Source organism: Intrasporangium sp. (genome assembly GCF_039812505.1).
In the GTDB taxonomy this organism is placed as follows: domain Bacteria; phylum Actinomycetota; class Actinomycetes; order Actinomycetales; family Dermatophilaceae; genus Intrasporangium_A.
This window is the reverse complement of record NZ_JBDIAQ010000044.1, coordinates 1-25,085: the sequence shown is the minus strand read 5'-3', so window position 1 is coordinate 25,085 and position 25,085 is coordinate 1. Positions and strand designations below refer to the sequence as shown.

At 71.2% G+C, this 25,085-nt stretch carries 27 protein-coding genes; 17 read left to right on the top strand and 10 right to left on the bottom strand.

The genetic code is table 11. The annotated features are described in order from the left end of the window. Positions 1–82: 82 nt before the first annotated feature. A complete protein-coding gene (locus WMI84_RS08075; RefSeq protein ID WP_347352022.1) occupies positions 83–628 on the bottom strand; it encodes a hypothetical protein in 546 nt (181 codons plus the stop codon). Between the two features lie 114 nt (positions 629–742). On the opposite strand from WMI84_RS08075, the gene WMI84_RS08070 reads away from it, so the two are divergent. The 6 genes from WMI84_RS08070 to WMI84_RS08045 all read left to right on the top strand — a co-directional run bounded on the left by WMI84_RS08070 (position 743) and on the right by WMI84_RS08045 (position 6,307). Continuing rightward, the gene (locus WMI84_RS08070; RefSeq protein ID WP_347352020.1) at positions 743–1,612 is read left to right on the top strand and encodes a tRNA pseudouridine synthase A; all 870 of its coding nucleotides are present in this window, start codon (positions 743–745) and stop codon (positions 1,610–1,612) included. Between the two features lie 42 nt (positions 1,613–1,654). After that, a complete protein-coding gene (locus WMI84_RS08065; RefSeq protein ID WP_347352018.1) occupies positions 1,655–3,337 on the top strand; it encodes an ATP-binding cassette domain-containing protein in 1,683 nt (560 codons plus the stop codon). Between the two features lie 105 nt (positions 3,338–3,442). After that, on the top strand, positions 3,443–4,498 hold the full coding sequence (locus tag WMI84_RS08060) for a nitronate monooxygenase (RefSeq protein WP_347352016.1): 1,056 nt from the start codon (positions 3,443–3,445) through the stop codon (positions 4,496–4,498). Between the two features lie 99 nt (positions 4,499–4,597). After that, positions 4,598–5,137, top strand: a complete 540-nt coding sequence (locus WMI84_RS08055; RefSeq protein WP_347352014.1) for a YbaK/EbsC family protein — start codon at positions 4,598–4,600, stop codon at positions 5,135–5,137. 34 nt (positions 5,138–5,171) lie between these two features. After that, on the top strand, positions 5,172–5,324 hold the full coding sequence (locus tag WMI84_RS08050) for a hypothetical protein (protein ID WP_347352012.1): 153 nt from the start codon (positions 5,172–5,174) through the stop codon (positions 5,322–5,324). A gap of 50 nt (positions 5,325–5,374) precedes the next feature. Beyond that, positions 5,375–6,307 carry an aldo/keto reductase gene (locus WMI84_RS08045; protein WP_347352028.1) on the top strand — a complete coding sequence of 311 codons (933 nt, stop codon included), beginning with the start codon at positions 5,375–5,377 and terminating at the stop codon, positions 6,305–6,307. 98 nt (positions 6,308–6,405) lie between these two features. On the opposite strand, the gene WMI84_RS08040 is transcribed toward WMI84_RS08045, so the two are convergent. Further along, positions 6,406–6,963, bottom strand: a complete 558-nt coding sequence (locus tag WMI84_RS08040; RefSeq protein ID WP_347352010.1) for a helix-turn-helix domain-containing protein — start codon at positions 6,961–6,963, stop codon at positions 6,406–6,408. Between the two features lie 252 nt (positions 6,964–7,215). Here WMI84_RS08040 and rplM point away from each other — a divergent pair, with 252 nt between their 5' ends. From rplM to glmM, 3 genes are all read left to right on the top strand, one after another. After that, complete coding sequence (gene rplM / locus WMI84_RS08035) at positions 7,216–7,659, top strand: 50S ribosomal protein L13 (protein WP_347352026.1); 444 nt, start codon at positions 7,216–7,218, stop codon at positions 7,657–7,659. 36 nt (positions 7,660–7,695) lie between these two features. Further along, positions 7,696–8,199 carry a 30S ribosomal protein S9 gene (gene rpsI, locus WMI84_RS08030; RefSeq protein ID WP_347352009.1) on the top strand — a complete coding sequence of 168 codons (504 nt, stop codon included), beginning with the start codon at positions 7,696–7,698 and terminating at the stop codon, positions 8,197–8,199. A gap of 162 nt (positions 8,200–8,361) precedes the next feature. Next, a complete protein-coding gene (gene glmM / locus WMI84_RS08025; protein WP_347352007.1) occupies positions 8,362–9,732 on the top strand; it encodes a phosphoglucosamine mutase in 1,371 nt (456 codons plus the stop codon). Between the two features lie 42 nt (positions 9,733–9,774). Here the strand turns inward: glmM and WMI84_RS08020 are convergent, their stop codons facing one another. Together WMI84_RS08020 and WMI84_RS08015 are read right to left on the bottom strand one after the other, a co-directional pair. After that, the gene (locus WMI84_RS08020; protein ID WP_347352006.1) at positions 9,775–10,290 is read right to left on the bottom strand and encodes a carbonic anhydrase; all 516 of its coding nucleotides are present in this window, start codon (positions 10,288–10,290) and stop codon (positions 9,775–9,777) included. Then, positions 10,287–12,017, bottom strand: a complete 1,731-nt coding sequence (locus WMI84_RS08015) for a fumarate hydratase (RefSeq protein WP_347352004.1) — start codon at positions 12,015–12,017, stop codon at positions 10,287–10,289. Before WMI84_RS08015 ends, WMI84_RS08020 begins: the two co-directional genes overlap by 4 nt. A gap of 169 nt (positions 12,018–12,186) precedes the next feature. Here WMI84_RS08015 and WMI84_RS08010 point away from each other — a divergent pair, with 169 nt between their 5' ends. The 5 genes from WMI84_RS08010 to WMI84_RS07990 all read left to right on the top strand — a co-directional run bounded on the left by WMI84_RS08010 (position 12,187) and on the right by WMI84_RS07990 (position 16,943). Next, positions 12,187–13,503 carry an extracellular solute-binding protein gene (locus WMI84_RS08010; RefSeq protein ID WP_347352002.1) on the top strand — a complete coding sequence of 439 codons (1,317 nt, stop codon included), beginning with the start codon at positions 12,187–12,189 and terminating at the stop codon, positions 13,501–13,503. A 119-nt stretch (positions 13,504–13,622) separates the two neighbouring features. Continuing rightward, positions 13,623–14,465 (top strand): sugar ABC transporter permease, encoded by an 843-nt coding sequence (locus WMI84_RS08005; RefSeq protein WP_347352024.1) that lies wholly within the window; start codon positions 13,623–13,625, stop codon positions 14,463–14,465. 2 nt (positions 14,466–14,467) lie between these two features. Further along, positions 14,468–15,328, top strand: a complete 861-nt coding sequence (locus WMI84_RS08000; protein WP_347352000.1) for a carbohydrate ABC transporter permease — start codon at positions 14,468–14,470, stop codon at positions 15,326–15,328. Between the two features lie 38 nt (positions 15,329–15,366). Then, on the top strand, positions 15,367–16,614 hold the full coding sequence (gene ugpC / locus WMI84_RS07995) for a sn-glycerol-3-phosphate ABC transporter ATP-binding protein UgpC (RefSeq protein ID WP_347351999.1): 1,248 nt from the start codon (positions 15,367–15,369) through the stop codon (positions 16,612–16,614). A 158-nt stretch (positions 16,615–16,772) separates the two neighbouring features. Continuing rightward, entirely contained in the window at positions 16,773–16,943 is a 171-nt protein-coding gene (locus tag WMI84_RS07990) for a hypothetical protein (RefSeq protein WP_347351997.1), read from the top strand. Between the two features lie 12 nt (positions 16,944–16,955). On the opposite strand, the gene WMI84_RS07985 is transcribed toward WMI84_RS07990, so the two are convergent. Further along, on the bottom strand, positions 16,956–17,867 hold the full coding sequence (locus tag WMI84_RS07985) for a carbohydrate kinase (protein ID WP_347351995.1): 912 nt from the start codon (positions 17,865–17,867) through the stop codon (positions 16,956–16,958). A 2-nt stretch (positions 17,868–17,869) separates the two neighbouring features. After that, complete coding sequence (gene glpX, locus WMI84_RS07980; RefSeq protein WP_347351993.1) at positions 17,870–18,862, bottom strand: class II fructose-bisphosphatase; 993 nt, start codon at positions 18,860–18,862, stop codon at positions 17,870–17,872. Positions 18,863–18,961: 99 nt separating this feature from the next. Between glpX and WMI84_RS07975 the strand changes: the two genes are divergently transcribed. Continuing rightward, the gene (locus WMI84_RS07975) at positions 18,962–19,525 is read left to right on the top strand and encodes a DUF4245 domain-containing protein (RefSeq protein WP_347351991.1); all 564 of its coding nucleotides are present in this window, start codon (positions 18,962–18,964) and stop codon (positions 19,523–19,525) included. A gap of 521 nt (positions 19,526–20,046) precedes the next feature. Here the strand turns inward: WMI84_RS07975 and WMI84_RS07970 are convergent. From WMI84_RS07970 to WMI84_RS07960, 3 genes are all read right to left on the bottom strand, one after another. Further along, complete coding sequence (locus WMI84_RS07970; RefSeq protein WP_347351989.1) at positions 20,047–20,310, bottom strand: exodeoxyribonuclease VII small subunit; 264 nt, start codon at positions 20,308–20,310, stop codon at positions 20,047–20,049. A 9-nt stretch (positions 20,311–20,319) separates the two neighbouring features. Further along, entirely contained in the window at positions 20,320–21,663 is a 1,344-nt protein-coding gene (xseA, locus tag WMI84_RS07965) for an exodeoxyribonuclease VII large subunit (protein ID WP_347351987.1), read from the bottom strand. Between the two features lie 73 nt (positions 21,664–21,736). Next, the gene (locus WMI84_RS07960; RefSeq protein WP_347351985.1) at positions 21,737–22,375 is read right to left on the bottom strand and encodes a TetR/AcrR family transcriptional regulator; all 639 of its coding nucleotides are present in this window, start codon (positions 22,373–22,375) and stop codon (positions 21,737–21,739) included. Positions 22,376–22,469: 94 nt separating this feature from the next. Here WMI84_RS07960 and WMI84_RS07955 point away from each other — a divergent pair, with 94 nt between their 5' ends. Together WMI84_RS07955 and WMI84_RS07950 are read left to right on the top strand one after the other, a co-directional pair. Next, positions 22,470–23,030: an OsmC family protein gene (locus WMI84_RS07955; RefSeq protein WP_347351983.1), complete on the top strand. Its 561-nt coding sequence runs from the start codon at positions 22,470–22,472 to the stop codon at positions 23,028–23,030. Between the two features lie 179 nt (positions 23,031–23,209). Beyond that, positions 23,210–24,229, top strand: coding sequence for a 4-hydroxy-3-methylbut-2-enyl diphosphate reductase (locus WMI84_RS07950; protein ID WP_347351981.1), 1,020 nt, complete (start codon positions 23,210–23,212; stop codon positions 24,227–24,229). Positions 24,230–24,411: 182 nt separating this feature from the next. On the opposite strand, the gene WMI84_RS07945 is transcribed toward WMI84_RS07950, so the two are convergent. Further along, the coding region (locus WMI84_RS07945) for a cutinase family protein (protein WP_347351979.1) at positions 24,412–25,085 on the bottom strand (674 nt) is incomplete at its 5' end.

The following is a 25,085-nucleotide window of genomic DNA, read 5'->3' as shown; positions in this document are numbered from 1 at the left end:
AGAGTGCACTTTCGATCGGGATTGGTGCACTGTCGATCGGGATTGGTGCACTGTCGATCGGGATTGCTGCACTGTCGACGGGCTACCAACGGTGGGCGACGTCGACGACGAGCCGCTGGCCGCCGTCGGGACCGCTCAGCACGAAGACCCGCATGGGCAGCCGGGCCCGGACACCGAGCCCGAAGTCGGTGTAGCCCTCGAAGCTGGCCACCCACTTGAGCTGCCGGAAGGTCTCCCAGCCGGTGTAGTTGATCGTGCCGCTCGCCGGTATGCGCTTGGTGGCCGGTGCGTTGACCGTGACCTGGATCCGCGCGCCCCCGCTGACCGGCACCGGCAGCCCGCTTCCCGGGCCAGTGACGGTGCCCACGTAGCGGACGTTGTAGCCCACCTTGCCCTTGCCGCGGCCCAGGTCGAACACGATCCGGTCGTAGCACTCGTGCCGACCGGACCGCACCCCGGTGACGGCAGCGGTGGTCATGTTCGAGGAGGTCTTGGGCAGCGACCCCCAATGGATCCCGCAGTACGGCGCGGCCGTCGCGGTGCCCGTCGTCGCGGCGAGACCGAGCGGTGCGGCGAGGGCCGCGGCCAGGGTGACGGCACCGAGCCGGCGGCGGTTCTTGGTCCTCATGATGAGCCCCCTTTTTCGTTCACCGGCCGGCTGGCTGCCGGTCCGGCGCTGTCTGTAAGACGTGTATCCGGCAGAGCCGGTTGACGCTGCGGTGATACGGCTAGGCTCGCCGGCATGAGCGAGGCGGGCACCGTGCGGCTGCGTCTCGACCTGGCCTACGACGGGACGGACTTCTCCGGCTGGGCCGCGCAGCCCGGGCGCCGGACCGTCGAGGGCGTGCTGGCCTCGGCCCTGACCACCCTGCTGCGGGCCGCCGAACCGGTGCGCATCACGGTCGCCGGTCGCACCGACGCCGGCGTGCATGCCCGTGGGCAGGTCGCCCACGTCGATCTGGACCCGATCGCGCTGGCGGCCCTGCCCGGACGGTCCACGCGCACCCCCGAGGGTGCCCTCGTCAGCCGGCTGGGCGGCATACTCCCCGATGACGTCGTGGTGCGGGCGGTCAGCCGGGCGCCGACCGGGTTCGACGCGCGATTCGCGGCGCTGCACCGCCGCTACCTCTACCGCTTGGCCGACCCGGATGCCGCTCACGACCCCCTGCGCAGGCGTGACACGGTCTCGTGGCGGCGGGTCCTGGACGTCGGCGAGATGAACGCGGCCTCACGCACGCTGCTGGGCCTGAAGGACTTCGCGGCGTTCTGCAAGCGCCGGGAGGGAGCCACGACGACGCGGACGCTGCTCGAGCTCTCGTGGGTGCGTCTGCCCGACGGGGTCCTCGCGGCGACCGTGCGGGCCGACGCCTTCTGCCACTCGATGGTCCGCTCCCTCGTCGGGGCAGTCGTGGCGGTCGGGGAGGGGCGGCGCGACGTCAGGTGGCCGGCCCGGCTGCAGGAGCGCACCGAGCGGGCCGGCGAGGTCCTCGTGATGCCCGCCCGTGGGCTGAGCCTCGAGGAGGTCGTCTACCCCGAGGACCCGCAGCTCGCCGCACGGGCCGACCGGACGCGGGCGCGCCGGGACGCGCCGGGCAGCCCGGTGGCCCGATAACCGCGTGACGGCGACACCCGGCATCCGTCACGATGGACGCTCGTGGGCCACATCGACGTCAGCTCCGTCTTCTTCTCGCTGCCGGACGGCCGACCGCTGCTCAGCGACGTCTCGCTCCGGGTCGGCGAGGGTGCCAAGGTCGCCCTGATCGGGCCGAACGGCACCGGCAAGACGACGCTCACCCGGATCATCTCCGGGGACCTGCCCGCTCACGAGGGCGCGGTGTCCCGTTCGGGGGGACTCGGGGTGATGCGCCAGTTCGTCGGCTCGGTGCGCGACGCCTCGACCGTGCGGGACCTGCTCGTCTCGGTGGCCCCGGAGCGGATCCGCCTGGCCGCCGAGGAGATCGACCGCACCGAGCTGCTCATGATGGAGCGCGACTCCGAGTCCGACCAGATGGCCTACGCGCACGCGCTCGTCGAGTGGGGCGAGGCGGGCGGGTACGAGCAGGAGACGCTCTGGGACCAGGTGACCATGGCCGCGCTCGGCGTCCCCCACGAGAAGGCGCGGTGGCGCCGGGTCGCGACGCTGTCCGGCGGCGAGCAGAAGCGGCTCGTCATCGAGGCCCTGCTCCGCGGTCCGGAGGAGGTGCTGCTGCTCGACGAGCCGGACAACTACCTCGACGTGCGGGCGAAGCGCTGGCTCGAGCAGGCCCTCGTCGGCTCGCCCAAGACGATCCTGTTCATCAGCCACGACCGCGAGCTGCTGGCGCGCGTGGCGACTCGCATCGCGACTCTCGAACCGGGCGCCGCCGGTGCCACCCTGTGGGTGCACCCCGCCGGCTTCGCCACCTACGCCGCTGCGCGCGCCGACCGCAACGCCCGGCTCGATGAGCTGCGCAGGCGCTGGGACGAGGAGCGGGCCAAGCTCCGGGCGCTGGTGCAGCTGTACAAGCAGAAGGCCGCCTACAACTCGGCCATGGCGCCGCGCTACCAGGCCGCCCAGACCCGGTTGCGCCGGTTCGAGGACGCCGGCCCACCGGAGGCCGTGCCGCTGCGCCAGCGGGTGCGGATGCGCCTGACCGGCGGCCGCACCGCCAAGCGTGCCGTGGTCGCCGAGCAGCTCGAGCTGACCGGTCTGATGAAGCCGTTCGACCTGCAGGTGTGGTTCGGCGAGCGGGTCGCCGTGCTCGGCTCGAACGGCTCGGGCAAGTCGCACTTCCTGCGGCTGCTCGCCGCCGGCGGCAGCGACCCGGAGCCCGAGCACCGGCCCGTCGGCGACGTCCGGCCGGCGCCGGTCCCGCACACCGGCCTGGTCCGGCTCGGCTCGCGGGTCCGGCCGGGCTGGTTCGCCCAGACCCACGAGCATCCCGGTCTGCTGGGCCGCACGTTGCTCGAGATCCTGCACCGCGGCGACGAGCACCGTGCCGGCAAACCCCGTGAGGAGGCGGCGCGGGCGCTCGACCGCTACGAGCTCGCCCGGTCGGGCGAGCAGACCTTCGACTCCCTTTCGGGCGGACAGCAGGCGCGCTTCCAGATCCTGCTGCTCGAGCTGTCCGGTGCGACGCTGCTGCTGCTCGACGAGCCGACCGACAACCTCGACCTCCAGTCGGCCGAGGCGCTCGAGGACGGTCTGGCGGGCTTCGAGGGCACCGTCGTCGCGGTGACCCACGACCGCTGGTTCGCCCGCGGCTTCGACCGGTTCCTGGTCTTCGGAGCGGACGGGCGGGTGTACGAGTCGGACGAGCCGGTCTGGGACGAGGGGCGGGTGCTGCGTCCCCGCTGACCCGAGTGGGTATGCCGCTCAGCGCGCTCCGCGCCCGCCGACCGTCCGCGTGGGGGCGGCTGGTTGCCACTCGCTCCCTGCGGTCGCAGGCGATAGCGTCTCGTCATGGTCGTCAGCGAACTCGATGTCCCCGTCGTCGGCGCACCGATGGCGGGCGGGCCGAGCACTCCCGAGCTCGCCGCGGCGGTCTCGGACGCGGGTGGGCTCGGCTTCCTCGCCGGGGGGATGCTCGATGCGGCTGCCCTGCAGGAGCAGATCGCGGAGGTGTGGGCCCGCACCGAGCGCCCCTTCGGCGTGAACCTGTTCGTCCCCGCGACCGCCGACACGTATGCCCCCCGGCCGCGCCCGCTCGACGGCACCGCACGTGCCATGGCGGTGAGCGCCTACCGCGACCGGCTGGCAGCGGACGCGGCGCGGCTGGGAGCCGAGCTTGCCGAGGCCGGCCCCGACGACACGGACGACTGGGACCGCAAGGTCGACCTGGTCATCCGCGAGCGGGTGCCGGTCGTCTCCTTCACCTTCGGCCTGCCCAGCGGCGACGTGATCCACGAGATCCAACGGTCCGGCACCCAGGTGGTCGTGACCGTCACCGACGTGGAGGAGGCTCGTGCGGCAGCCGGTCACGACGTCGACGCGCTGTGCGTCCAGGGGCCGGACGCGGGTGGCCACCGCGGCACGCTCGACGAGTCGAAGGAGCCGTCCGGCGACGACCTCCTCGACCTTGTCTCGTCGGTCCGGTCGGCGGTCGCCCTGCCGGTCGTCGCGGCCGGCGGCGTGGCCACACCCGAGCGGGCCGCGCGGGTGCGGGCGGCCGGGGCCGACGCCGTCCAGATCGGGACGCTGCTGCTGCTGTGCCCCGAGGCCGGGACCCACCTCGTGCACCGCCGCGCCCTGACCGACCCGTCGTTCACGGACACCGCCGTGACGCGGGCCTTCTCGGGACGGCTGGCCCGGTCCCTCGTCAACGACTTCCTCCGGGCCCACGACGGACACGCCCCGGCGGCCTACCCCGAGGTCAACAAGGTGACCCGGGGGCTGCGGCGCGCCGCTGCGGCGGCCGAGGACCCGCAGTGGTTCGCGCTGTGGGCCGGCACCGGCTGGCGTCGTGCGCGGCCAGTCCCGGCGGCCGTCGTCGTGCGTGACCTCGGGGCCGCGTCATGAGGCAGGGCGGGTCCGGTGTGCGTGGTTGGTGTCGCCAGGACGTCACCAACGCACAGGTGGCGCGCCGGCAGTAGCGAGGCGTGTGCCTAGAGTGCTGGCATGGCCTCCCCCGAAGGAAACCTCACCTGGCTGCCCGCCGCCGAGCACCCGGCCCTGCTTGCGCCGCCCGTGGCCCGGGCGCTCGGGCAGGTGCCCGGCGCACGCGTGGCGCAGATCGACGCGAGCCTGGCGGACACGGCCGCGTTCTGCCAGGCCTACGACGTCGCGCCGGAGGCCTCGGCCAACTGCGTCGTCGTCGAGGGCCGGCGTGGTGAGATCACGACCCTGGCGGCGGTGATGGTGCTCGCGACCGATCGGGCCGACATCAACCGGACGGTCCGCAAGCATCTCGGGGTCCGCAGGATCTCGTTCGCCGACCAGGCCAGGGCCGAGCAGCTGACCGGGATGCAGCAAGGTGGGATCACCCCGGTCGGGCTGCCGGACGACTGGCCGGTCCTGGTTGACGAGCACGTTGCGTCGGCCGGGCTCGTTGTCATCGGGGCCGGAGTCCGGGGGGCCAAGCTGCTCCTCGACGGGGCGGACCTCACCCGGCTCCCGCGTGCCCGGGTCCTTGCGATGACCATCGGCGCGGCGGGCTGACCTCTGTGGGGAGAACACCTGGACCGGGCGGCCGATGGACTTCGCGTCGACAACACCCCGGCTGCTGGCCGACGCGCTCGTGGACCGGCTGTCCCGAACGCCGCGCTACCGGGGCGTGCCGCGCGATGGCGCCCGAGCCGCGGCGGACCGCGTCGTCCCGTTGCTGACCGGTCACCCGCTCGGGTGAGGCCGACGCGTCCTCACCGGGGATAGGTTGAGCCTGTGAGCACCCCGGAGATGACCTACCGACAGCTCGGCGACAGCGGCCTGACCGTCTCGACGGTCGGCCTCGGCTGCAACAACTTCGGGCGCCGGCTCGATGCCGAGGGGACCGATGCCGTCGTCCGGGCAGCCCTCGACGCCGGCATCACGCTCTTCGACACCGCCGACATCTACGGGCTCGGCGCCAGCGAGGAGCTGCTCGGGCGTGCACTTGGCCGGGAGCGCGAGAACGTCGTGGTGGCAACGAAGTTCGGCATGGACATGCAGGGCGCGAACGGGCCGGACTGGGGAGCGCGAGGCTCGCGGCGCTACATCCGCAAGGCCGTCGAGGCGAGCCTGCGCCGGCTCGGCAGCGACTGGGTCGACCTCTACCAGTACCACGAGCCCGACCCCGTGACGCCGCTGGACGAGACACTGGCCGCGCTGCACGAGCTCGTCGTCGAGGGCAAGGTGCGCTACCTCGGGTCGAGCAACTTCGCGGGCTGGCAGGTCGTCGAGGCCGACTGGGTCGCGCGGGCCGACGGGTTCACCCCGTTCGTCTCGGCGCAGAACGAGTACTCGCTGCTGCAGCGCGACGTCGAGGACGAGCTCGTGCCGGCCTGCGAGCACGTCGGTGTCGGGCTGCTGCCGTTCTACCCGCTCGCCTCGGGCCTGCTCACGGGCAAGTACCGCCGCGGCGAGGCCGCCCCCGGCGGGACGCGCCTGGCCGGTCAGCACGACCGGCTCGCCGATGCGGACTGGGACACCATCGAGGCCGTCGAGGCGTATGCCGCCCAGCGCGGCCTGCAGCCCGTCGACGTCGCGATCGGCGGGCTGTCCGCACAGCCGGCGGTCGCCTCGGTCATCGCCGGGGCCACCCGCCCGGAGCAGGTCGCCGAGAACGTGCGCGCCGGCCGGTGGGAGCCGTCGGCCGAGGACCTCGCGGCGCTCGACGAGATCACGGCCTGAGCCGGGGTGCGCGCCGCGAGTGCACTGTCGATCGGCATTGCTACCCTGTCGATCGGGATTGTTGCCCTGTCGATCGGGAATGGTGCACTGTCGATCGGTCAGGCGAGGGGCGGCCGGTCCAGGTCGAGCGGGTAGGTGAACGCATACGCCGCCACGCGCCGGGCGGTCGGGTTGCCCTGGCCGACCCGGCGGTAGCGCTCCGCGACCGCGGCGATCTCGGCCGTCATCGCAGCCAGCTGCTCGGTGGTCACCAGGACCGTCGCGTCGCGCGGCGTGCACGCGTCCTGCCACGGGAGCGGCCAGCCGCTCGCGACGTCGAGCCAGCGGTCGTACTGCTCCCCGAAGTGCGCCGCATAGTCCCGGGCGAGGAACCCGAGGGCGCTCTCCGAGTCCGCGTCGCCGGCCACCTCGCCCGGGTACCACTCGCGGTGCCGGTCGAGCGCGCGCCACAGCCGGCGCCGGCCGCTGCCTTCGCCGGTGTCGACCACCAGGCCCGCCGCCTCGAGCCGGCGCAGGTGGTAGCTCGTCGCACCGGAGTTCGTCCCGAGGGTACGGGCCAGCTCGGTCGCGGTCGCCGGCCCGCCCACCCGCAGCTGCCGGACCAGGCGCCCCCGCAGCGGATGGGCGAGCGTGCTGAGGGCCTCGTCTGCCGGCATGTGTGCACATTACCTTTGCACAGTTCGCGTGTACAACCACTGGTGGGTTGTCCGACGGCGAGACGTCTGCGCAGGTCAACCAGGGTTTCCCGGCCGCAGCGCCCCGATTTGGGCACCCGCCCCGACCGTCCGTAACATTGGTGGGGTTGTGCCGCAGAGCGGCGTCGGGTGCCCGCCACCTCCGAGGGTGGGCGTCCGCGCGGAGCCGGCTCAGCGGCATACGGCACCCAACGGAAGCAGAGGCAGACTCCATTGCGCACCTACACCCCGAAGCCCGGCGAGGTAACTCGCACGTGGCACGTCATCGACGCGACCGACGTCGTGCTCGGCCGGCTGGCGAGCCAGGCCGCGGTCCTGCTGCGGGGCAAGCACAAGCCGCAGTTCGCGGCACACGTCGACACCGGCGACTACGTCATCATCGTCAACGCCGAGAAGGTCGCCCTGACCGGCGCCAAGGCCGAGCAGAAGAAGGCCTACCACCACTCCGGCTTCCCGGGCGGGCTCAAGGCGACCTCGTACACCGACCTGCTCGCCAAGCACCCGGAGAAGGCCGTCGAGAAGGCGGTCCGCGGCATGCTCCCCAAGAACAGCCTCGCCCGCCAGCAGCTGTCCAAGCTCAAGGTCTACCGCGGCGCCGAGCACCCGCACGCGGCCCAGCGACCCGTCCCCTTCGAGATCTCCCAGGTCGCGCAGTAAGCGCCGGCCCGCATCGACTGCGCAGAAAGAGAACCCATGACTGACATCGTGAACGAGGACGTCCTCGAGACCGACGAGCCGCAGCTGACCGAGTACACCTCGGAGTCGGAGGCGCCCGTCGCCGGCGAGGCCCGGCCGACGCGCCAGGTCTCGACCCCGGGTGGCGGCACCGGCCGCCGCAAGCAGGCCATCGCCCGGGTGCGGATCGTCCCGGGCAGCGGCGAGTGGAAGATCAACGGCCGCACGCTGCAGGACTACTTCCCCAACAAGGTGCACCAGCAGATCGTGCGCGAGCCGCTGACCCTCCTCGAGCTCGAGGGCTCCTACGACGTGCTCGTCCGGGTCCACGGCGGTGGCCCGTCCGGGCAGGCCGGCGCGGTCCGCCTCGGCGTCGCCCGCTCGCTCAACGAGGTCGACACCGAGCTGAACCGTCCGGCCCTGAAGAAGGCCGGCTTCCTCACCCGCGACGCGCGCGTCCCCGAGCGCAAGAAGGCCGGGCTGAAGAAGGCCCGCAAGGCCCCGCAGTACTCGAAGCGCTGACTCGGCGCGCGGCTCGGTCACCTGCCCTGGTATGCCGCCGAGCCGCCTACCAGCGGACGACCTCGAGGGATCCTCGGGGCGGTCCGCGTCAGGGGTAGTTTGTCCTTGGTGCGCGGCGCTCCGGCGCCACCCCGGCGCACCAGCAACGAAAGGCAGGACCCAGTGGCGCGACTTTTCGGCACTGACGGGGTGCGTGGCACCGCGAACAAGGACATCACCGCGGAGCTGGCGCTGGACCTGTCGGTCGCCGCGGCGCACGTGCTCGCCGAGGTGGGGGAGTTCAACGGGCACCGTCCGGTCGCGGTCGTGGGGCGCGACCCGCGCGCGTCGGGCGAGTTCCTCGAGGCGGCCACGGTGGCCGGCCTCGCCTCCGCCGGGGTCGACGTGCGCGACGCCGGCGTCCTGCCCACCCCGGCCGTCGCCTACCTGGTCGCCGAGCAGTGTGCCGACCTCGGCGTGATGCTCTCCGCCTCGCACAACCCGATGCCCGACAACGGGATCAAGTTCTTCGCCCGTGGCGGCCAGAAGCTGGCCGACGACCTGGAGGACCGGATCGAGGCGCGGATGCGCGCGGACTGGCAGCGCCCGGTCGGCCGCGACGTCGGTCGGATCGGTTCCCTGCCGGACGCCGCCGACCGCTACGTCAGGCACCTGCTCTCCGTGCTGCCCCATCGCCTCGACGGGCTGCACATCGTCCTCGACACGGCACACGGTGCCGCGTCCGAGGTGGCGCCGCGGGTCTTCGCGGAGGCCGGGGCGAGGGTCACCCAGATCGGTGGTACGCCCGACGGCCTGAACATCAACGACAACTACGGTTCGACCCACGTCGAGAACCTCAAGGACACGGTGGTGCGGGTCGGCGCCGACCTTGGCCTGGCCTTCGACGGGGATGCCGACCGGTGCCTGGCGGTCGACGCGACCGGCGCGCTGGTCGACGGCGACCAGATCATGGCCGTCCTCGCGCTGGCGATGAAGGAGCGCGGGGTGCTGCCCGGCGACACGCTCGTGGCGACCGTGATGTCCAACCTCGGGATGATCCAGGCCCTCGGCGCGGCCGGGATCGACGTCGTCCAGACGGCCGTCGGCGACCGTTACGTCCTCGAGGCGATGAAGGAGGGCGGCTACGCGCTCGGCGGCGAGCAGTCCGGCCATGTGGTCCTGCTCGACCACGCGACCACCGGCGACGGCGAGCTCACCGGCCTCATGCTGGCCTCGCGCCTGGCCGAGACCGGGCGGTCCCTGGCCGAGCTGGCCGGTGTGATGAGGCACTTCCCGCAGGTGCTGGTCAACGTCCGAGGCGTCGACAAGGCGGCGCTGGACGACAACGCGGGGGTGGCGGCCGCGGTCCGGGCCGCCGAGGCGGAGCTGGGGGATCGGGGCCGGGTGCTGCTGCGCAAGTCCGGCACCGAGCCGGTCGTACGGGTGATGGTCGAGGCCGAGGACGGCCGGCTGGCCCAGCAGCTCGCCGATCGTCTCGTCGACGTGGTCCGCGACGAGCTCACGCTCGAGCGGAGTGTCGCTGCGCTCGACTGAGCCGGTGGGGCGACCCGACAGGCTCTACCTCACCTCGCGGGTCTAGCTCACCTCGCGCAGCAGGCCGGTGTCGACGTCGTAGATGAACCCGCCCACCAGGGTCGAGTCGGGGATCAGGGGGTGCGACCGGATCTTCCTGAGGTCCTCGCGCAGCTTCTGCTCCTGGTCGTCGACGACGCTGAAGCTCATCCACGAGGCGTCCTTGCCGGCGAGCTCGCCGATCGTCGCCCGCAGCTCGTTCTCGGTGTTCTTGCCCATCGCGCACTTGGTGTGCGGCACGACGAGGATGCGGTTGACGTTGAGCAGGTAGGTCGAGAGCACCAGCGCCTCGAGCGCCTGGACGGTGATGCGCCCGCCGGGGTTGCGGAAGATCTTGGCGTCGCCCGGCTCGAGGCCGACCAGGCCGAGCGGGTCGATCCGCGAGTCCATGCACGTCACGATGGCGACGCCGGACCTCGCGATGCCGTCGAAGCCGGCCATGTGGAAGTTGTCGGCATAGTGCCGGTTGTTCTCCAGCAGGTCCGCGAAGTCGGTCGGGTTCTCGATCTTGTCCGTCATTTCAGTCCTTCCCGGGTGGTGATGGTGAGGGCGACCGGCCTGCTGACCGTTGCGAAGAAGTCGTTGCCCTTGTCGTCCACGACGACGAAGGCCGGGAAGTCCTCGACCTCGATCCGCCAGACGGCCTCCATGCCGAGCTCCTCGTACTCGAGGACCTCCACGCGCTTGATGCAGTCCTGGGCCAGACGAGCGGCAGGGCCCCCGATGGACCCGAGGTAGAAGCCGCCGTGCTTGCGGCAGGCGTCGATCACCTGCTGGCTCCGGTTGCCCTTGGCCAGCATGACCAGTGAGCCCCCCGCGGCCTGGAACTGGTCGACGTACGAGTCCATCCGGCCGGCCGTCGTCGGCCCGAACGAGCCGGAGGCCATGCCCGGCGGGGTCTTCGCCGGCCCGGCGTAGTACACCGGGTGGTCGCGCAGGTACTGCGGCATCGGCTCGCCCGCGTCGAGGCGCTCCTTGATCTTCGCGTGGGCGATGTCGCGGGCGACGACGAGCGGGCCGCTCAGCGACAGCCGGGTCTTGACCGGGTGCCTCGTCAGCTCGGCGCGGATCTCGTCCATCGGCCGGGCCAGGTCGATCCGGACGACCACGTTGCGGCTGGTCGAGGAGACGCCGACCGCGTCGTCGGCCGCGTCGCCGAGCTCGGCGAGCGCTTCGTGGGTCGCGTCCGGTAGGAACCGGGCCGGGTCGGTCTCGAGCTGCTCGATGAAGACGCCGTCGGGGGTGATCCGGCCGAGCACCTGGCGGTCGGCCGAGCACGAGACCGCGACGGCGACCGGCAGGGACGCGCCGTGGCGGGGCAGGCGCACCACGCGGACGTCGTGGCAGAAGTACTTGCCCCCGAACTGGGCGCCGATCCCGAAGCCGCGGGTCAGCTCGAGGACCCGCTGCTCGAGGCCGGGGTCGCGGAAGCCGTGCGCCGTCGGAGAGCCGCTCGTCGGCAGCGTGTCGAGGTACTTGGCGCTCGCGTACTTGGCCGTCTTCAGGGCGAACTCGGCGCTGGTGCCGCCGATGACGATGGCCAGGTGGTACGGCGGGCAGGCGGCCGTGCCCAGCGAGCGCAGCTTCTCGTCGAGGAAGCGCAGCATCGCCTCCTCGTTCAGGATGGCCTTGGTCTCCTGGTAGAGGAAGCTCTTGTTCGCCGAGCCGCCGCCCTTGGCCATGAAGAGGAACTTGTAGCTCGTCTCGTGGCCGGCGGCCGTGTCCGCGTAGAGCTCGATCTGGGCAGGCAGGTTGGAGCCGGTGTTGCGCTCGTCCCACATCGACAGGGGTGCCATCTGGCTGTAGCGCAGGTTGAGGCGGGTGTAGGCGTCATACACGCCCTTCGCTATTGACTCCTCGTCACCATTCTGACTGCCGTGCGTGAGCACATGCTGGCCGCGCTTGCCCATGACGACCGCCGTGCCGGTGTCCTGGCACATCGGCAGCACGCCGCCCGCCGCGATGTTCGCGTTCTTGAGCAGGTCGAGCGCCACGAACTTGTCGTTGTTGCTCGCCTCCGGGTCATCGAGGATGCTGCGCAGCTGCTGCAGGTGGGCCGGCCGCAGGAAGTGCGCGATGTCGTGCATCGCGGTCTCGGTCAGCAGCCGCAGCGGCTCGGGGTCGACCTCCAGGAAGGTGCGCCCGCCGGGCCCGTCGACCGTACGGACCCCGTCGGTGGTCAGGAGTCGGTAGGGCGTGTCGTCCGCCCCGGTCGGCAGCATGTCTTCGTACGCGAACTCGGTCACCTTGGGACTCCTGGCTCGGACGGCAGGACCGCAGGGACCAGACTACGACCGGCGCGCCTGGTGGCACACCTCGGCCCGCTGAGGTAGGAAGGTGGGCAGACACGCGTACCAAGTCGCCGGAGTGCCGCCTCGTCTGGAGCTGGTCCCCGGCTCGACGGGAGGAGCCTAGGTGGCCGGTCCGAGCCGGAAGCCCCGCAGCGTGGCCATGGTCGCGGCGCTCGCCACGGTAGCGGGGCTGGCGCTGTCGGCCTGCACCGCGGCAGTCGGATCCGGGGCCCCCGTGCTGACCTGGTACATCAACCCCGACGGTGGCGGGTCCGACCCCACCAAGGGCGGACAGGCGCAGCTGGCCAAGGAGTGCACCGACGCGGCCGACGGCCGCTACTCCATCCAGATCCAGCTGCTGCCCAACAGCGCCAGCGACCAGCGCCAGCAGCTGCTGCGTCGGCTGGCCGCCAAGGACACCGGAATGGACCTCATGTCGATGGACCCGGTCTTCGTGGCCGAGTTCGCCCAGGCCGGGTTCCTCGCGCCGGTACCGGCCGCCGACGCCGACACGATGACCAAGGACGCGGTCCGGCCGGCGGTGCAGGCCTCGACCTGGAGGGGCCGGCTCGTCGCCGCCCCGATGTGGGCGAACACCCAGGTGCTCTGGTACCGCAAGTCGGTGGCACAGGCAGCGGGCCTCGACATGAACAAGCCCGTGACGTGGGACCAGCTCATCGCCGCCGCGAAGTCGCAGCAGAAGACCATCGGCGTGCAGGCCCGTCGCTACGAGGGCTACATGGTCTGGATCAACGCCCTCATCGAGGGCGCCGGCGGGCACATCATCGAGAACCCGGGGGCCAGCGCAGACGAGCTCAGGTTCGGACTGGACAGCCCGGCCGGGCAGGAGGCGGCGGCCGTCATCCAGAAGGTCGCCCAGGCGGGCGTCGCGGGGCCGGCCATGGGCTCGCTGGACGAGACCGGGGCGCTCGACCTGTTCTCCAACGACGCGACGAGCGGGTTCCTCGTCAACTGGCCGTATGTGTGGGCCGCCCTGCCGGGCAAGAACGTCGACTGGATCGACGATGTCGGCTGGGCGCGCTACCCCCGCACCGTCGAGGGCAAGGAGAGCCGGCCGCCGTTCGGCGGCATCGAGCTCGGGGTCAACGCTGCCAGCACGCACCAGCCCGAGGCGTGGGACGCGATCAAATGCATCATCACCCCCGAGCACCAGACGCTCTACATGAAGAGCACCGGCAACCCGGCCGCGAACAAGACCGTCTACGACGACCCCGCGATCCGCAAGCAGTTCCCGATGGCCGACCTGATCCGTGAGTCGCTCGACGGTGGTGCCCCCCGGCCGATCACGCAGTACTACGGCGACGTGTCGAGCGCGATCCAGCGGGTCTTCAGCCCGCCGGACTCGGTCGACCCGGCCACCACACCGCGACAGGCGCAGGACCTGATCGAGTCCGTCCTGAAGGGGGAGGCCCTGCTGTGAGCGCCACACCGGTCGACACCGACCCGTCCGGGCAGCCTGCCACGCCGCCCCGCCGACCGGCGGGCTCGCACCTGTCCGACCGTTCCAGGGCCGAGCGCAACCTCGGCTGGCGTCTGGCCATGCCCGCGTTCGTCATCATGGTGGCCGTCACCGGCTACCCGATCCTGCAGGCGATCTGGAACTCGTTCTTCGCCTACCGGCTGACCGACCCCGAGAACCGGCACTTCACGTTCCTCGGCAACTATGCTGTCGCGCTGACCGACCCGATCTTCTGGCAGGCCACCGGGGTAACCGCCCTGATCACCGTGATCACCGTCGTCGTCGAGTTCGTCATCGGCATGATCATCGCGATGGTGATGCACAAGGTCGTCATCCCGCGGCGCACGCTGCGCACCATCGTGCTGATCCCGTACGCGATCATCACCGTCGTCTCCGCGTTCTCATGGCTCTACGCGTTCCGGACCGACACCGGGTACATCAACCACTGGTTCGCCTGGCTGCCGGGCATCGACGCGGGCACCGACTGGTTCGGTGGGTTCTGGGGCTCGATCTTCGTGATCTGCCTGTCCGAGATCTGGAAGACCACGCCCTTCATGTCGCTGCTCCTGCTCGCCGGTCTCGCCCAGATCGACACCGCCATGGAGGAGGCCGCCGAGGTCGACGGCGCCACGTACTGGCAGCGCCTGACGCGCGTGATCCTGCCGAACATGAAGGCGGCCATCATGGTCGCCCTGCTGTTCCGGACGCTGGATGCCTTCCGCATCTTCGACAACATCTTCATCATGACCGGGGGCGCCAACAACACCTCGTCGCTGTCCGTGCTCACCTACAACCAGACGATCGACCGGGTGGAGATCGGGATGGGATCGGCCCTGGCCGTGCTGCTGTTCCTGTTCGTGCTGCTCATCGCGTGGCTGTTCGTCAGGGTGTTCAAGGTCGACCTGGCCGGCGGGAGGAGCTGACCATGGCCATCAGAGACGACGTCAAGGGGACCGGGACGTACTCGCTCATCGCGATCCCGATCATGATCTGGACGTTGATCCCGCTGCTCTGGACGCTGGCGCTCTCGCTGAAGAGCACGGATGCCCTCGCCAGCGCAGACGCGAACACCCTCGGCAACTTCTGGCCCAAGCAGATCAGCTGGGAGAACTACCAGCTGATCTTCACCGGCGGCGCGTCCGACCTGTTCCTGCCGGCGCTGCGCAACTCCATCGTCGTGTGCCTGTCCGCGACCGTGATCAGCGTCGTGCTCGCCACCTTCTGCGCCTACGCGATCGCCCGGCTGCAGTTCCCCGGCAAGCGGATGATCCTGACGACCGCGCTGGGCGTCTCGTTCTTCCCGGTGATCGCGATGGTCACCCCGCTGTTCGACGTCTGGCGCAACGTCGGCCTGTTCGACACGATCCCCGGCCTGATCATCCCGTACCTGGCGCTGACCCTGCCGCTGTCGATCTGGATCCTCGCGGCGTTCTTCCAGCAGATCCCCTGGGAGATGGAACAGGCCGCCCAGGTCGACGGGGCGACGACCTGGCAGGCCTTCCGCAAGGTCATCGTGCCGCTCGCCGCGCCCGGGGTCTTCACGACGGGCATCATCACCTTCTTCACGGCGTGGAACGACTTCGTCTTCGCGATCTCGCTGACCTCCGACCGGGCGCGCACGGTGCCGGCGGCGCTGGCCTTCTTCACCGGCGCCTCCCAGTTCGAGCAGCCCACCGGTGGCATCATGGCGGCCGCCGTGGTCGTGACGATCCCGGTCGTCATCCTCGTCCTGATCTTCCAGCGCCGGATCGTCGCTGGCCTGACCTCGGGCGCGGTCAAGGGCTGAGGCCGACCGTGCGCGTGACGAAAAGGAGCTGAGAACCAATGGCCGAGATCGTGCTGACCCACCTCGTCAAGAGGTACGGCGACGGGTTCCCCGCGGTCAACGACGTGTCGCTCGACATCGCCGACGGCGAGTTCATGATCCTCGTCGGACCCTCCGGCTGTGGCAAGTCGACCCTGCTGCGCATGGTGGTGGGTCTCGAGGACATCACCTCGGGCGACCTGTTGATCAACGGCAACCGGGTCAACGACCTCGCCCCGCGCGACCGCAACCTGTCGATGGTCTTCCAGAACTACGCCCTCTACCCGCACCTGACCGTCTTCGAGAACATCGCCTTCCCGCTGCGCCTGGCCAAGGGAAAGCACACCGAGGCGCAGATCCGCGACAAGGTGACCCAGGCGGCCGGCATGCTCGAGCTGACCGAGCACCTCGAGCGCAAGCCGTCCAACCTCTCCGGCGGGCAGCGCCAGCGGGTCGCGATGGGCCGCGCCATCGTGCGCGACGCCGACGCGTTCCTGTTCGACGAGCCGCTGTCCAACCTCGACGCCAAGCTGCGTGGCCAGATGCGCACCGAGATCGCCCGGATGCAGCGGCGCCTCGGCGTCACCACGATCTACGTCACCCACGACCAGATCGAGGCGATGACGCTGGGCGACCGCGTCGCGGTGCTCAAGAAGGGCGTGCTGCAGCAGTGCGCCTCGCCCCGCGAGCTCTACGACCAGCCGGTCAACCTGTTCGTCGCCGGCTTCATCGGGAGCCCGCCGATGAACTTCCTGCCCGCCCGGGTCGGCGACGGCCGGCTCACCCTCCCGTTCGGCGACGTGCCGGTCGCGGCGGACCTGGCCGGCAAGGTGGCCGGCATGGACGTCGTCATCGTGGGCCTGCGACCCGAGCACATCAAGGACGCCAGCCTCGGGGACGTCACCGGGGGAGCGCGGTTCGACGCGACCGTCGATGTCACCGAGTGGCTCGGCAACGAGCAGTACGCCTACATCCCCTTCGAGCCGGACCCGAGCGTGCAGGCACTGCTGGAGGAGCTCGACCGGGACCTCGACGGGGAGGGGATGCGCACCCAGCTGGTCGTCAACCTCGATGCCAGGTCCCGTATCCGCGAGGGCGACGACGCGGCCTTCGCCTTCGACCCGGCCGCGATGCATGTCTTCGACCCGCAGACGGGCACCTGCCTGACCCGGGACGAGGACCGGGCCGCCGAGATCGCGCGGGAGGCGGAGGACGACCGTCGCAGCTCGCTCGCCCGCGCCAGGGCGCGGGAGGCTGCGAGCGCCTGACACCCTGCCGCACAACCGGCGGGGCGTTGCCGGTCAGGTCGCAGGTCAAGTCGCGAAGGCGGCATGCGCTGCGCAGGGCGGGGTTCGGCCGTGCGACATGACGTGCGACGTGAGGCGGGTGAGCGGAATGGCCGTCCGGATACGCGACCTTGGTCGCGGTGGTAGCTGCCGGCAGGACTGTGCTCTCGATCGGCCTCCGGGGGCAGCCGTACGGCCGGTATGCCGCCCACCCGTCCGAGCTGGGCGACATCCCGGACCTCGTGCTTGGGTTCGCCCGCAGTCGGCGGGCGCTCGTGATCGGCGGACGCCAGCTGCGGCCCCACCTCTGACGGGTCGCCGGGTCAGCCCAGCTCCGCGCGGGTCGGGGCGTGGGCGCCGGCGACCGACACCGTGCGAGCAGCGGTCGCCAGGGCCCGTTCGACCGCCGGGAGGACCTGCTCCAGAGTGGCCGCGCGCAACCGCTGCCGGGCGTCGGGGGAGCCTAGCAGCCCACCGTCGAGCAGCCCCGAGACCAGGCCCGCCATGAACGAGTCGCCGGCGCCGACCGTGTCGACGAGCCGCACCACGCCCGCCGGCAGGCGGGCCTGCTCGCCGGAACGGCCGACCCGGACGAAGGCGCCGGCGCCACCGAGCGTGATCACGACCAGGGCGGGCCCGAGGGTGGCCCACTCCTTCGCCACCTGCTCCACCGGCGACCCGGGCGAGAGCCAGGCGAGGTCCTCGTCGCTTGCCTTGACCACGTCGGCCAGGGTGAGCAGGCCGGCGACCGCGGCAGCGGCCTCGTCCAGGGTCATCAGGTCGGGTCGCAGGTTGGGGTCGTAGGAGATCGTCGCGCCCGCTCGGGCCTGCTGCAGGAAGCGTCGCACCGACGTCGCGCCGGGTTGCAGGACCGCGCCGATGCTGCCGGTGTGGACGTGTCCGTACGAGTCCGCTGTCGGGAAGGTCTCGGGTGCCCACTCGAGGTCGAAGGTGTAGGTCGCAGACCCCTGCTCGTCGAGGGTGGCGTGCGCAACCGGGGTGGACCCGGCCCCGTGCGAGCCCGGGGTCAGCGCGACGCCGCGGGTGCGGCATACCTGCTCGATACGGGCGCCGTGGGCGTCCGGGCCGAGCCAGGTCGCGAGCTCGACGTCGTGGCCGAGGGCGGCCAGCCCGATCGCGACGTTGGCCGGGCTGCCACCGACATGCTCCGCGACGGCACCATCGGGGCTGGTCACCCGGTCGATGAGTGCCTCACCGATGACGAGGGAGCGCATCGTCAGTCCCTGATCATATCGGGTGCGCCGAACCATCCGGGTCGGCTGAAGTTGTGCTCGCTCTCGATGGTGCGGATGGTGCCGCTGCGCGAGCGCATCACGAGCGAGTGGGTGCGAGCGGAGTTGCTGCCGTAGCGAACTCCCCGGAGCAGCTCGCCGTCGGTGATGCCGGTCGCGACGAAGTAGCAGTCGCCCCTGACGAGCTCGTCGGTCGACAGGACCCGGTCGAGGTCGTGCCCGGCGTCGATGGCCTTCTGCCGCTCCGCGTCGTCCCTCGGCCAGAGCTTGCCCTGGATCACGCCGCCCACGCACTTGATCGCGCAGGCCGCGATGATGCCCTCGGGGGTGCCCCCGATGCCCAGCAGCAGGTCCACGCCGGTGTTGGGACGCGCCGCCATGACGGCGCCGGCGACGTCGCCGTCGGTGATGTAGCGGATCCGGGCGCCGGTCTCGCGGATCTCGCTGGCCAGATGTTCGTGGCGAGCCCGGTCGAGGATCACGACGGTGACGTCGGCAGGAGTCTCCCGCTTTGCCTTGGCCACGCGCCGGATGTTCTCGGCGACCGGCAGGCGGATGTCGACGACGTCGGCGGCGTCGGGACCGGTGGCGAGCTTGTCCATGTAGAAGACTGCCGAGGGGTCGTACATCGCGCCGCGGGCGGCCACGGCCATCACGGACACGGCGTTGGGCATGCCCTTGGCGGTGAGGGTCGTGCCGTCGATCGGGTCGACGGCGACGTCGTACTCGAGCCCGGTGCCGTCGCCGACGTGCTCCCCGTTGAAGAGCATCGGGGCGTTGTCCTTCTCGCCCTCGCCGATCACGACGATGCCGTTCATGCTGACCGTGGAGATCATCGCCCGCATCGCCTCGACGGCGGCGCCGTCGGCCTTGTTCTTCTCGCCGCGCCCGACCCATCTGCCGCCGGCCATCGCCGCCGCCTCGGTGACCCGGACGAGCTCGAGGGCGAGGTTGCGATCGGGGGTGCTGGCTCTCATCATCGAGTCCTTCGTCGGTGCGGCGGTGGGCTGACCAACTCTATCGGTGCATCGGAGGGTTGGTTTGGCCCCGGCGACGGGGTCGGGGAGGATGGCCCGGTGACCACTACGCAGTCCCGACGCAGCGCCTACTCGATGGGCTCGTTGCCCAACATGGTGCGCTCGATGCTCGTCCTGGGCGTCATCGTCGCGGCGCTCATCGCGATCGTCCCTCGGGTCAGCCACGTGGACCGGCCCCCGGTGGACGCCGCGGGCAAGGCGGCCTACGTCGCCGCGCAGACCGGCTGGCCGGTCGAGCTGCCGACGGGGCTCGGGGCGGGCTGGTTCGCGACCGTGGCGACCGACTCGCCGATGACGGACAAGGTGCGCACCTTCACCACCGTATGGTCGGCTCCGGACGGTTCGGACATCGCACTCAAGCAGGCGGTCGGGGTCACCTCGGGGTGGCTGTCCCGGTCGGTCAACGACGGCGAGCCGTCCGGCCAGGTGCAGATCGGGCGGAGGACGTGGGAGCGTTACGTCGTCGACTCCGGCGCACGGTTCGCCTACGCGCTCAAGGGGTCCGGTGAGGACGCCTTGACGATCACCGCGATCACGACCGGGCCGGAGGACGGGCTGAGGACCTTCGTGGCCGCGTTGCAGCGGGTCAAGCCTGCGTCGTGAGGGGTCACTGGTTGACGAGGACCGCGCGGGCCTCCTTGACCGTGATCGTGGTGACCGGCGGCCATCGAGATCGTCGGACGGGCCCCCGGCGCCACGTCGGTGTGGCAGGTCGTGCCCGCCTTCTTCCACGGCTCGACGACCTGGAACCGCATGAAGGCGGCCGCGCCTGCCTGCGTCTCGGCGCGGGCCTCCTTGGGAATCCTCGCCAGAACCGAGTCCTGCTCCGTCGTTGGTGCCGCGTTCGGCGACGAGGTGCTCGGTGTGGGGCCGGGCGTGCCTGTCGTGCTCGGGGACGCCCTCGGCACCGGGGCCGGGTCAGCCGGGGCCGAGCTGCCGCCCGAGCAGGCCCCAGTGTCAGAGCGGCAGCCAGCACGGCGGCATACGGCATCGACCAGCGAGTCGTAACGATCGGGACCCCTGTCGGATCGGAACAGAACGCAGCAAACGCTCTCATGGGTATCGCCGCAGTGCATGTCCTGCCGCCGCGGCTGTCCACAGGGCGGCGCCGGACGTCGCCAGGTTCAGCCTTCCTCGTCGAAGACGGCGTCGTCGGCATGGATCCCCTCGGCGGTCTCGGGCCGTGCCGCCCGCTCGATCTCGGCCTGCGCCCCGTCGAGCCAGCGCTGGCAGTGCGCCGCGAGCGCCTCGCCCCGGCGCCACAGCTGCATGGACTCCTCGAGGGGGGCCTGACCGGCCTCGAGCTTGGCCACGATCGCGATCAGCTCCTCGCGGGCGGCCTCGTAGCGCAGGTCGGCGATGTCGGCGAAGGCGGAGGTGTCAGCCATCGGGCAACCCTAGTCTCTGCCGGCAGCGGGCAGCTTGCGGCGGTTGCGCGCAGAGGAGGGGCCCGGGGCGCTATCGCGACGACCGTCATCGGGGGCATCGGAAAGCTCCGGGAGCTCGTCGCTCGAAGCGACCGGCCGGACCCCGAAGTCGCCGCGGGCAACCCGCACCCGGAGCAGCTCGTCGATGCCGACGTCGTGCTGGTCCATGACGACGCGGCCGTCCCGATGCTGGACCACGGCATACCCACGCTCGAGCGTCGACTGGGGGGACAGCGCCGTCACCTGCCGGAGCAGGTGTGCCACCTGGTCGTCGGCGCGCTGGATCCGAGTCTCGATGCGGGTCGTGGCACGCCCGCGCAACGCTTCGACCTCGGCGCGGCGCAGCCGTACCAGAGCCACCGGGTCGGCCATGACAGGTCGGCTCCGTAGCGAGCGCAGCGACCGTCGCTCGGCCTCGACCCGTCGGGTGAGCGCCCGGACCATTCGGGCTCGTCCGGTCGTGACGGCGGTGCGCTCCTGCGCCGCGTCCGGAACCAGCCGCCGGCCGGCGTCGGTGGGCGTCGAGGCGCGCCAGTCGGCGACGAGGTCGAGCAGCGGCTGGTCCACCTCGTGGCCGATCGCGCTGATGACAGGGGTGCGGGCCTGGGCGACGGCGCGGACCATCGCCTCGTTCGAGAAGGGCAGCAGCTCCTCCAGCGCCCCGCCGCCCCGGGCGATCACGATCACCTCGACCGCCTGGTCGGCGTCCAGCTCACGCAGCGCCGTCACCACCTCGGCCACGGCGCCCGGCCCCTGGACGGCAACCTCCCGAACCTCGAAGCAGACCGCAGGCCAGCGGCGGCGGGCGTTCTCCACGACATCACGCTCCGCCGCAGAGGCCCGGCCCGTGATCAGCCCGACGAGACCGGGCAGGAATGGGATCGGTCGCTTCCGCTGCGGGTCGAACAGCCCTTCGGCGGCAAGGGTGCGCTTGAGGATCTCGACCCTGGCCAGCAGATCCCCGATACCCACCGGCCGGATCTGGCGGGCCTCGAGCTGGAGGCTGCCGCGCCGCGTCCAGAATGTCGGCTTGGCCTGCAGGACGACCCGAGCACCCTGGGTGAGCGGCACCGGCATCGCCTTGACGGCGTTCATCGGGACCGCGACGGGCAGCGACATGTCGACCTCGGGGTCGCGAAGCGTCAGGAAGGCGGTGGCCCCCCGGGGGGTGAGCTGGACGACCTGCCCCTCGACCCAGAGCTGGCTCATCCGGTCGACGTAGTCGGAGATCTTCAGGCTGAGCACGCGCACCGGCCAAGGATGCTCCGGGGTCGTCTCGGCGGCCCTCTCCGGCAACGGGTCGATCACGCTCATGCCAGCAACGATAGGTGCTCGGACGGACAGCGTGCCGAGGGCAGCGGCCGGCGAACCTGCCGTCACCACGCGTTCACGAGTTATCCCGTCGCTCGCGGGCAAGGCGGTCGCCGATGGCTCTCCGCGCGCGTTCGACAGCGCCCTGGTCGTCATGCAGGACGCTGATGATGTCCGTGCCGGCAAGGATCGCCCCCAGCTCGAACGCGAGCTGCGCCGGGTCGCAGCTGGTGCGGAGCTCCCCTGCGTCCACTCCAGCTTGTGCCTGGGCCTGGAGCAGGTCGCGCCATTGCTGCTGATAGGTGGCGACACGGTCGCGTAGGCGACCGGGACGCGCCCCGAGCTCGGCCGAGGCGGCCACGAAGAAGCAGCCGCCCGGGAAGACGCGTCGCTCGACGTAGGACAGATAGCCCTCGCAGAGCGCCCGCAGCCGGGCCAGTCCCGGCTGACCGGTGCCCAGGGCAGGCTGGACCACTTCTTCCAGGAAGCTCGTCCGGGCAGCGTCGACGGTCGCGAGCTGGAGCTCTTCCTTCGAACCGAACAGCACGTAGACGCTGCTCTTCGGCATCCGGGTCGCCTTGGCCAGCCGGCCGACCGAGAGGCCCTCCAAACCCTCGATCGTCGCGAGCCTCGCAGCCTGATCCAGGACCCGGGCCCGCGAGCGCTCGCCCGGCGCCCGTCGCTGACGCGGAGCGCCGCCCACCGTCGCCGTCATGCTGGACAGTCTAGAGGAACGAGCGTATCGTGATAGACGATCGTTCGTTCATAAAGATGGTCCTTGATGGAAGTAGCCGTTCATGGAGGTGGCCATGCGCAATTCCCAGACCTCGGTTGCCGAGCGACACGCGGCGCTACGAGCGCTCTACCGGCGCCAACCGGATGCCGCCCTCATCGTCAAACGGGTGCAGACCGGCCGGCCGATGGACCGCGAGCCGTCGCACAGCACCACGGTGCCGGAGAATCTGGCCCATCCCGACGCTCCATACGGCGTTTCCTGGGAACTCGGTCTCGACGAGGCCGTCGGAGGACTGCAGGACGGCCCGAACCCCGGTGAGATGCTGTGCGCGGCACTCGCCGCCTGCCAGGAAGGGCTGCTCCGGATGATGGCGTCCGCTCTCGGTGTCGGTCTTGACAAGCTCGAGGTCACGGTCACCGGCTGCGTCGATGCTCGCGGCACGCTCGACATCGACCCGGATGTCCGAGTCGGCTTCGAGTCGATGCGCATGGAGGTCCGGCTGCAGGCCTCCCCGGGCACACCCACGCGGCTGCTCGAGCGGCTCCGCCTCGGCGGCGAGCGTCTGTGCGTCACTCTCGACACCCTGCGTAGTGGGGTCCCGGTCGAGGTGTGCTACGACGTCGCGTCCGGCTGAACGCGTGTGGTCGCGAGTTGCATCGAGCGGCGGTGGCGGTTCACGCATCGGGTGGGCAGAGGGCTGCGCTCGGGTGGTGGGCGTGGCAGCGGGTATGACGTGCCGTTGGGGACGGCGGCCCGGCCGGCCCGGTGCGCGCCTCCGGTCGGCGGCTGCGGCGCCGCGCTTACGATGGACGCATGCCTGAGCCCGTGAAGAAGGTCCTGCTGGCCGCCCCCCGGGGCTACTGCGCCGGGGTCGACCGGGCTGTCGTGACCGTCGAGCAGGCGCTCGAGCTCTACGGCCCGCCGGTGTACGTCCGCAAGCAGATCGTGCACAACAAGCACGTCGTGACCACCCTGGAGAAGCGGGGTGCGATCTTCGTCGACGAGACCGACGAGGTCCCCGAGGGGGCGACGGTGATCTTCTCCGCGCACGGGGTCGCCCCGGTCGTCCACGAGCAGGCTCGGGCGCGGCACCTGAAGACGATCGACGCCACCTGTCCGCTCGTCACCAAGGTCCACCGCGAGGCGATCCGCTACGCGGACTCGGACTACGACATCCTGCTCATCGGGCACGAGGGGCACGAGGAGGTCGTCGGCACCTCCGGTGAGGCACCGGAACACATCCAGCTCGTCGGTGGACCTGACGACGTCGCCAAGGTGACGGTCCGGGACCCGGAGAAGGTCGTCTGGATCTCCCAGACCACATTGTCCGTCGACGAGACGATGGAGACCGTCAGGCGGCTGAAGGAGCGGTTCCCGGCGCTGCAGAGCCCGCCGTCGGACGACATCTGCTATGCGACGCAGAACCGCCAGGGCGCGGTCAAGCAGATGGCCGAGGACACCGACCTGATGATCGTCGTCGGCTCACGCAACTCGTCGAACTCGGTCCGGCTCGTCGAGGTGGCGCTCGAGCACGGGGCCAGGGCCGCACACCTGGTCGACTACGCCGACGAGATCGACGAGGCGTGGCTCGAGGGAGTGTCCACCGTCGGGGTCACCTCCGGCGCGAGCGTCCCGGAGGTCCTCGTGCGGGACGTGCTCACCTGGCTGGCCGAGCGCGGATACGACACCGTCGAGCGGGTGGTCTCGGCCGAGGAGTCGCTCCTGTTCGCGCTGCCCAAGGAGCTGCGTCGCGACATCAAGCAGGCGTCCGGCCACCGGCCGGACAAGGTCCGGCACGATGCCTCCTTCGAGGACGCCGGGTCGCTGCACTGAGCCCCGCCGGTCATTGGGCCCCGCCGGTCACTGGGCCCCCGCCGGTCACTGGGTGTCGGCGCGCTGAGTGGGTGTCGGCGCGCTGGGTCCGGGCGCCCCTCGAGTTTCGCCGCCCGGTGGGCCAGGGCCGGATCACCGGCCCTGGCCCCCCTCCCCGAGCAGCCCCCCTGTTCGGTGTCGGGTCACGTGCGGTTCGCGACGTGGTGCCCGATCAGCCATGCCGCGGAGAAGTCCGCGACCGGCGAGTAGGTCGTCCGCGTGTAGCCGGCGTGCTCCTTCGCCGCCCCGCCCAGGTAAAGCAGCGAGTCGGCGAGAGCACGCGAGGCGCAGACGCGGTCCCCCTTGTTGCACACGTCGTAGACGTAGACCTCCTTCGGCCACGATGCGCGCCGACCGAACATCCCCCCACGGTCCCGGTTCCCGGTCACGCTGCCCAGCAGGGCCGGGTTCATCATGGGGTCCCCGATGAGGCCCACGCCCTGCAGGTGCTTGCGTCGGCCGGCCGACATCCCGGCGACGACGTCACCGACGATGTGCGCGCCCTGCGAGTAGCCGAACAGGGCGATCTTCGTCGATGGACAGGATGCGATGTAGCTGTCGATCTTCGCCTCCAGGGCGACCCGCCCCTTCGGCATCGAGTCGAGGAAGTAGCGCACGTCCCCGGCTGCCGGGTAGGCGACGTAGTCGCTGGTGACCCGGTTCCACCCCTTGCCGGCCGCGAAGGCGGCCAGCGCGGTGGGCAGCTGATTCCCCATGGTCCCCCTGCTGCCTCCGTCGTCCGTGCCGCGGACCATGATTGCGGTGAAGGCACGACAGGTGACGGCCTGTGCCGTCGGAGCAGTCGTCACGAGCGCGC

Excerpts from the sequence above, each read along its gene's own strand:
- WMI84_RS08075 (WP_347352022.1), bottom strand. The coding sequence starts at position 628 with ATGAGGACCAAGAACCGCCGCCGGCTCGGTGCCGTCACCCTGGCCGCG.
- WMI84_RS08070 (WP_347352020.1), top strand. The coding sequence starts at position 743 with ATGAGCGAGGCGGGCACCGTGCGGCTGCGTCTCGACCTGGCCTACGAC.
- WMI84_RS08060 (WP_347352016.1), top strand. The coding sequence starts at position 3,443 with ATGGTCGTCAGCGAACTCGATGTCCCCGTCGTCGGCGCACCGATGGCG.
- WMI84_RS08055 (WP_347352014.1), top strand. The coding sequence starts at position 4,598 with ATGGCCTCCCCCGAAGGAAACCTCACCTGGCTGCCCGCCGCCGAGCAC.
- WMI84_RS08050 (WP_347352012.1), top strand. The coding sequence starts at position 5,172 with ATGGACTTCGCGTCGACAACACCCCGGCTGCTGGCCGACGCGCTCGTG.
- WMI84_RS08045 (WP_347352028.1), top strand. The coding sequence starts at position 5,375 with ATGACCTACCGACAGCTCGGCGACAGCGGCCTGACCGTCTCGACGGTC.
- WMI84_RS08040 (WP_347352010.1), bottom strand. The coding sequence starts at position 6,963 with ATGCCGGCAGACGAGGCCCTCAGCACGCTCGCCCATCCGCTGCGGGGG.
- rpsI (WP_347352009.1), top strand. The coding sequence starts at position 7,696 with ATGACTGACATCGTGAACGAGGACGTCCTCGAGACCGACGAGCCGCAG.
- WMI84_RS08020 (WP_347352006.1), bottom strand. The coding sequence starts at position 10,290 with ATGACGGACAAGATCGAGAACCCGACCGACTTCGCGGACCTGCTGGAG.
- WMI84_RS08005 (WP_347352024.1), top strand. The coding sequence starts at position 13,623 with ATGCCCGCGTTCGTCATCATGGTGGCCGTCACCGGCTACCCGATCCTG.
- WMI84_RS08000 (WP_347352000.1), top strand. The coding sequence starts at position 14,468 with ATGGCCATCAGAGACGACGTCAAGGGGACCGGGACGTACTCGCTCATC.
- ugpC (WP_347351999.1), top strand. The coding sequence starts at position 15,367 with ATGGCCGAGATCGTGCTGACCCACCTCGTCAAGAGGTACGGCGACGGG.
- WMI84_RS07985 (WP_347351995.1), bottom strand. The coding sequence starts at position 17,867 with ATGCGCTCCCTCGTCATCGGTGAGGCACTCATCGACCGGGTGACCAGC.
- glpX (WP_347351993.1), bottom strand. The coding sequence starts at position 18,862 with ATGAGAGCCAGCACCCCCGATCGCAACCTCGCCCTCGAGCTCGTCCGG.
- WMI84_RS07970 (WP_347351989.1), bottom strand. The coding sequence starts at position 20,310 with ATGGCTGACACCTCCGCCTTCGCCGACATCGCCGACCTGCGCTACGAG.
- xseA (WP_347351987.1), bottom strand. The coding sequence starts at position 21,663 with ATGAGCGTGATCGACCCGTTGCCGGAGAGGGCCGCCGAGACGACCCCG.
- WMI84_RS07960 (WP_347351985.1), bottom strand. The coding sequence starts at position 22,375 with ATGACGGCGACGGTGGGCGGCGCTCCGCGTCAGCGACGGGCGCCGGGC.
- WMI84_RS07955 (WP_347351983.1), top strand. The coding sequence starts at position 22,470 with ATGCGCAATTCCCAGACCTCGGTTGCCGAGCGACACGCGGCGCTACGA.
- WMI84_RS07950 (WP_347351981.1), top strand. The coding sequence starts at position 23,210 with ATGCCTGAGCCCGTGAAGAAGGTCCTGCTGGCCGCCCCCCGGGGCTAC.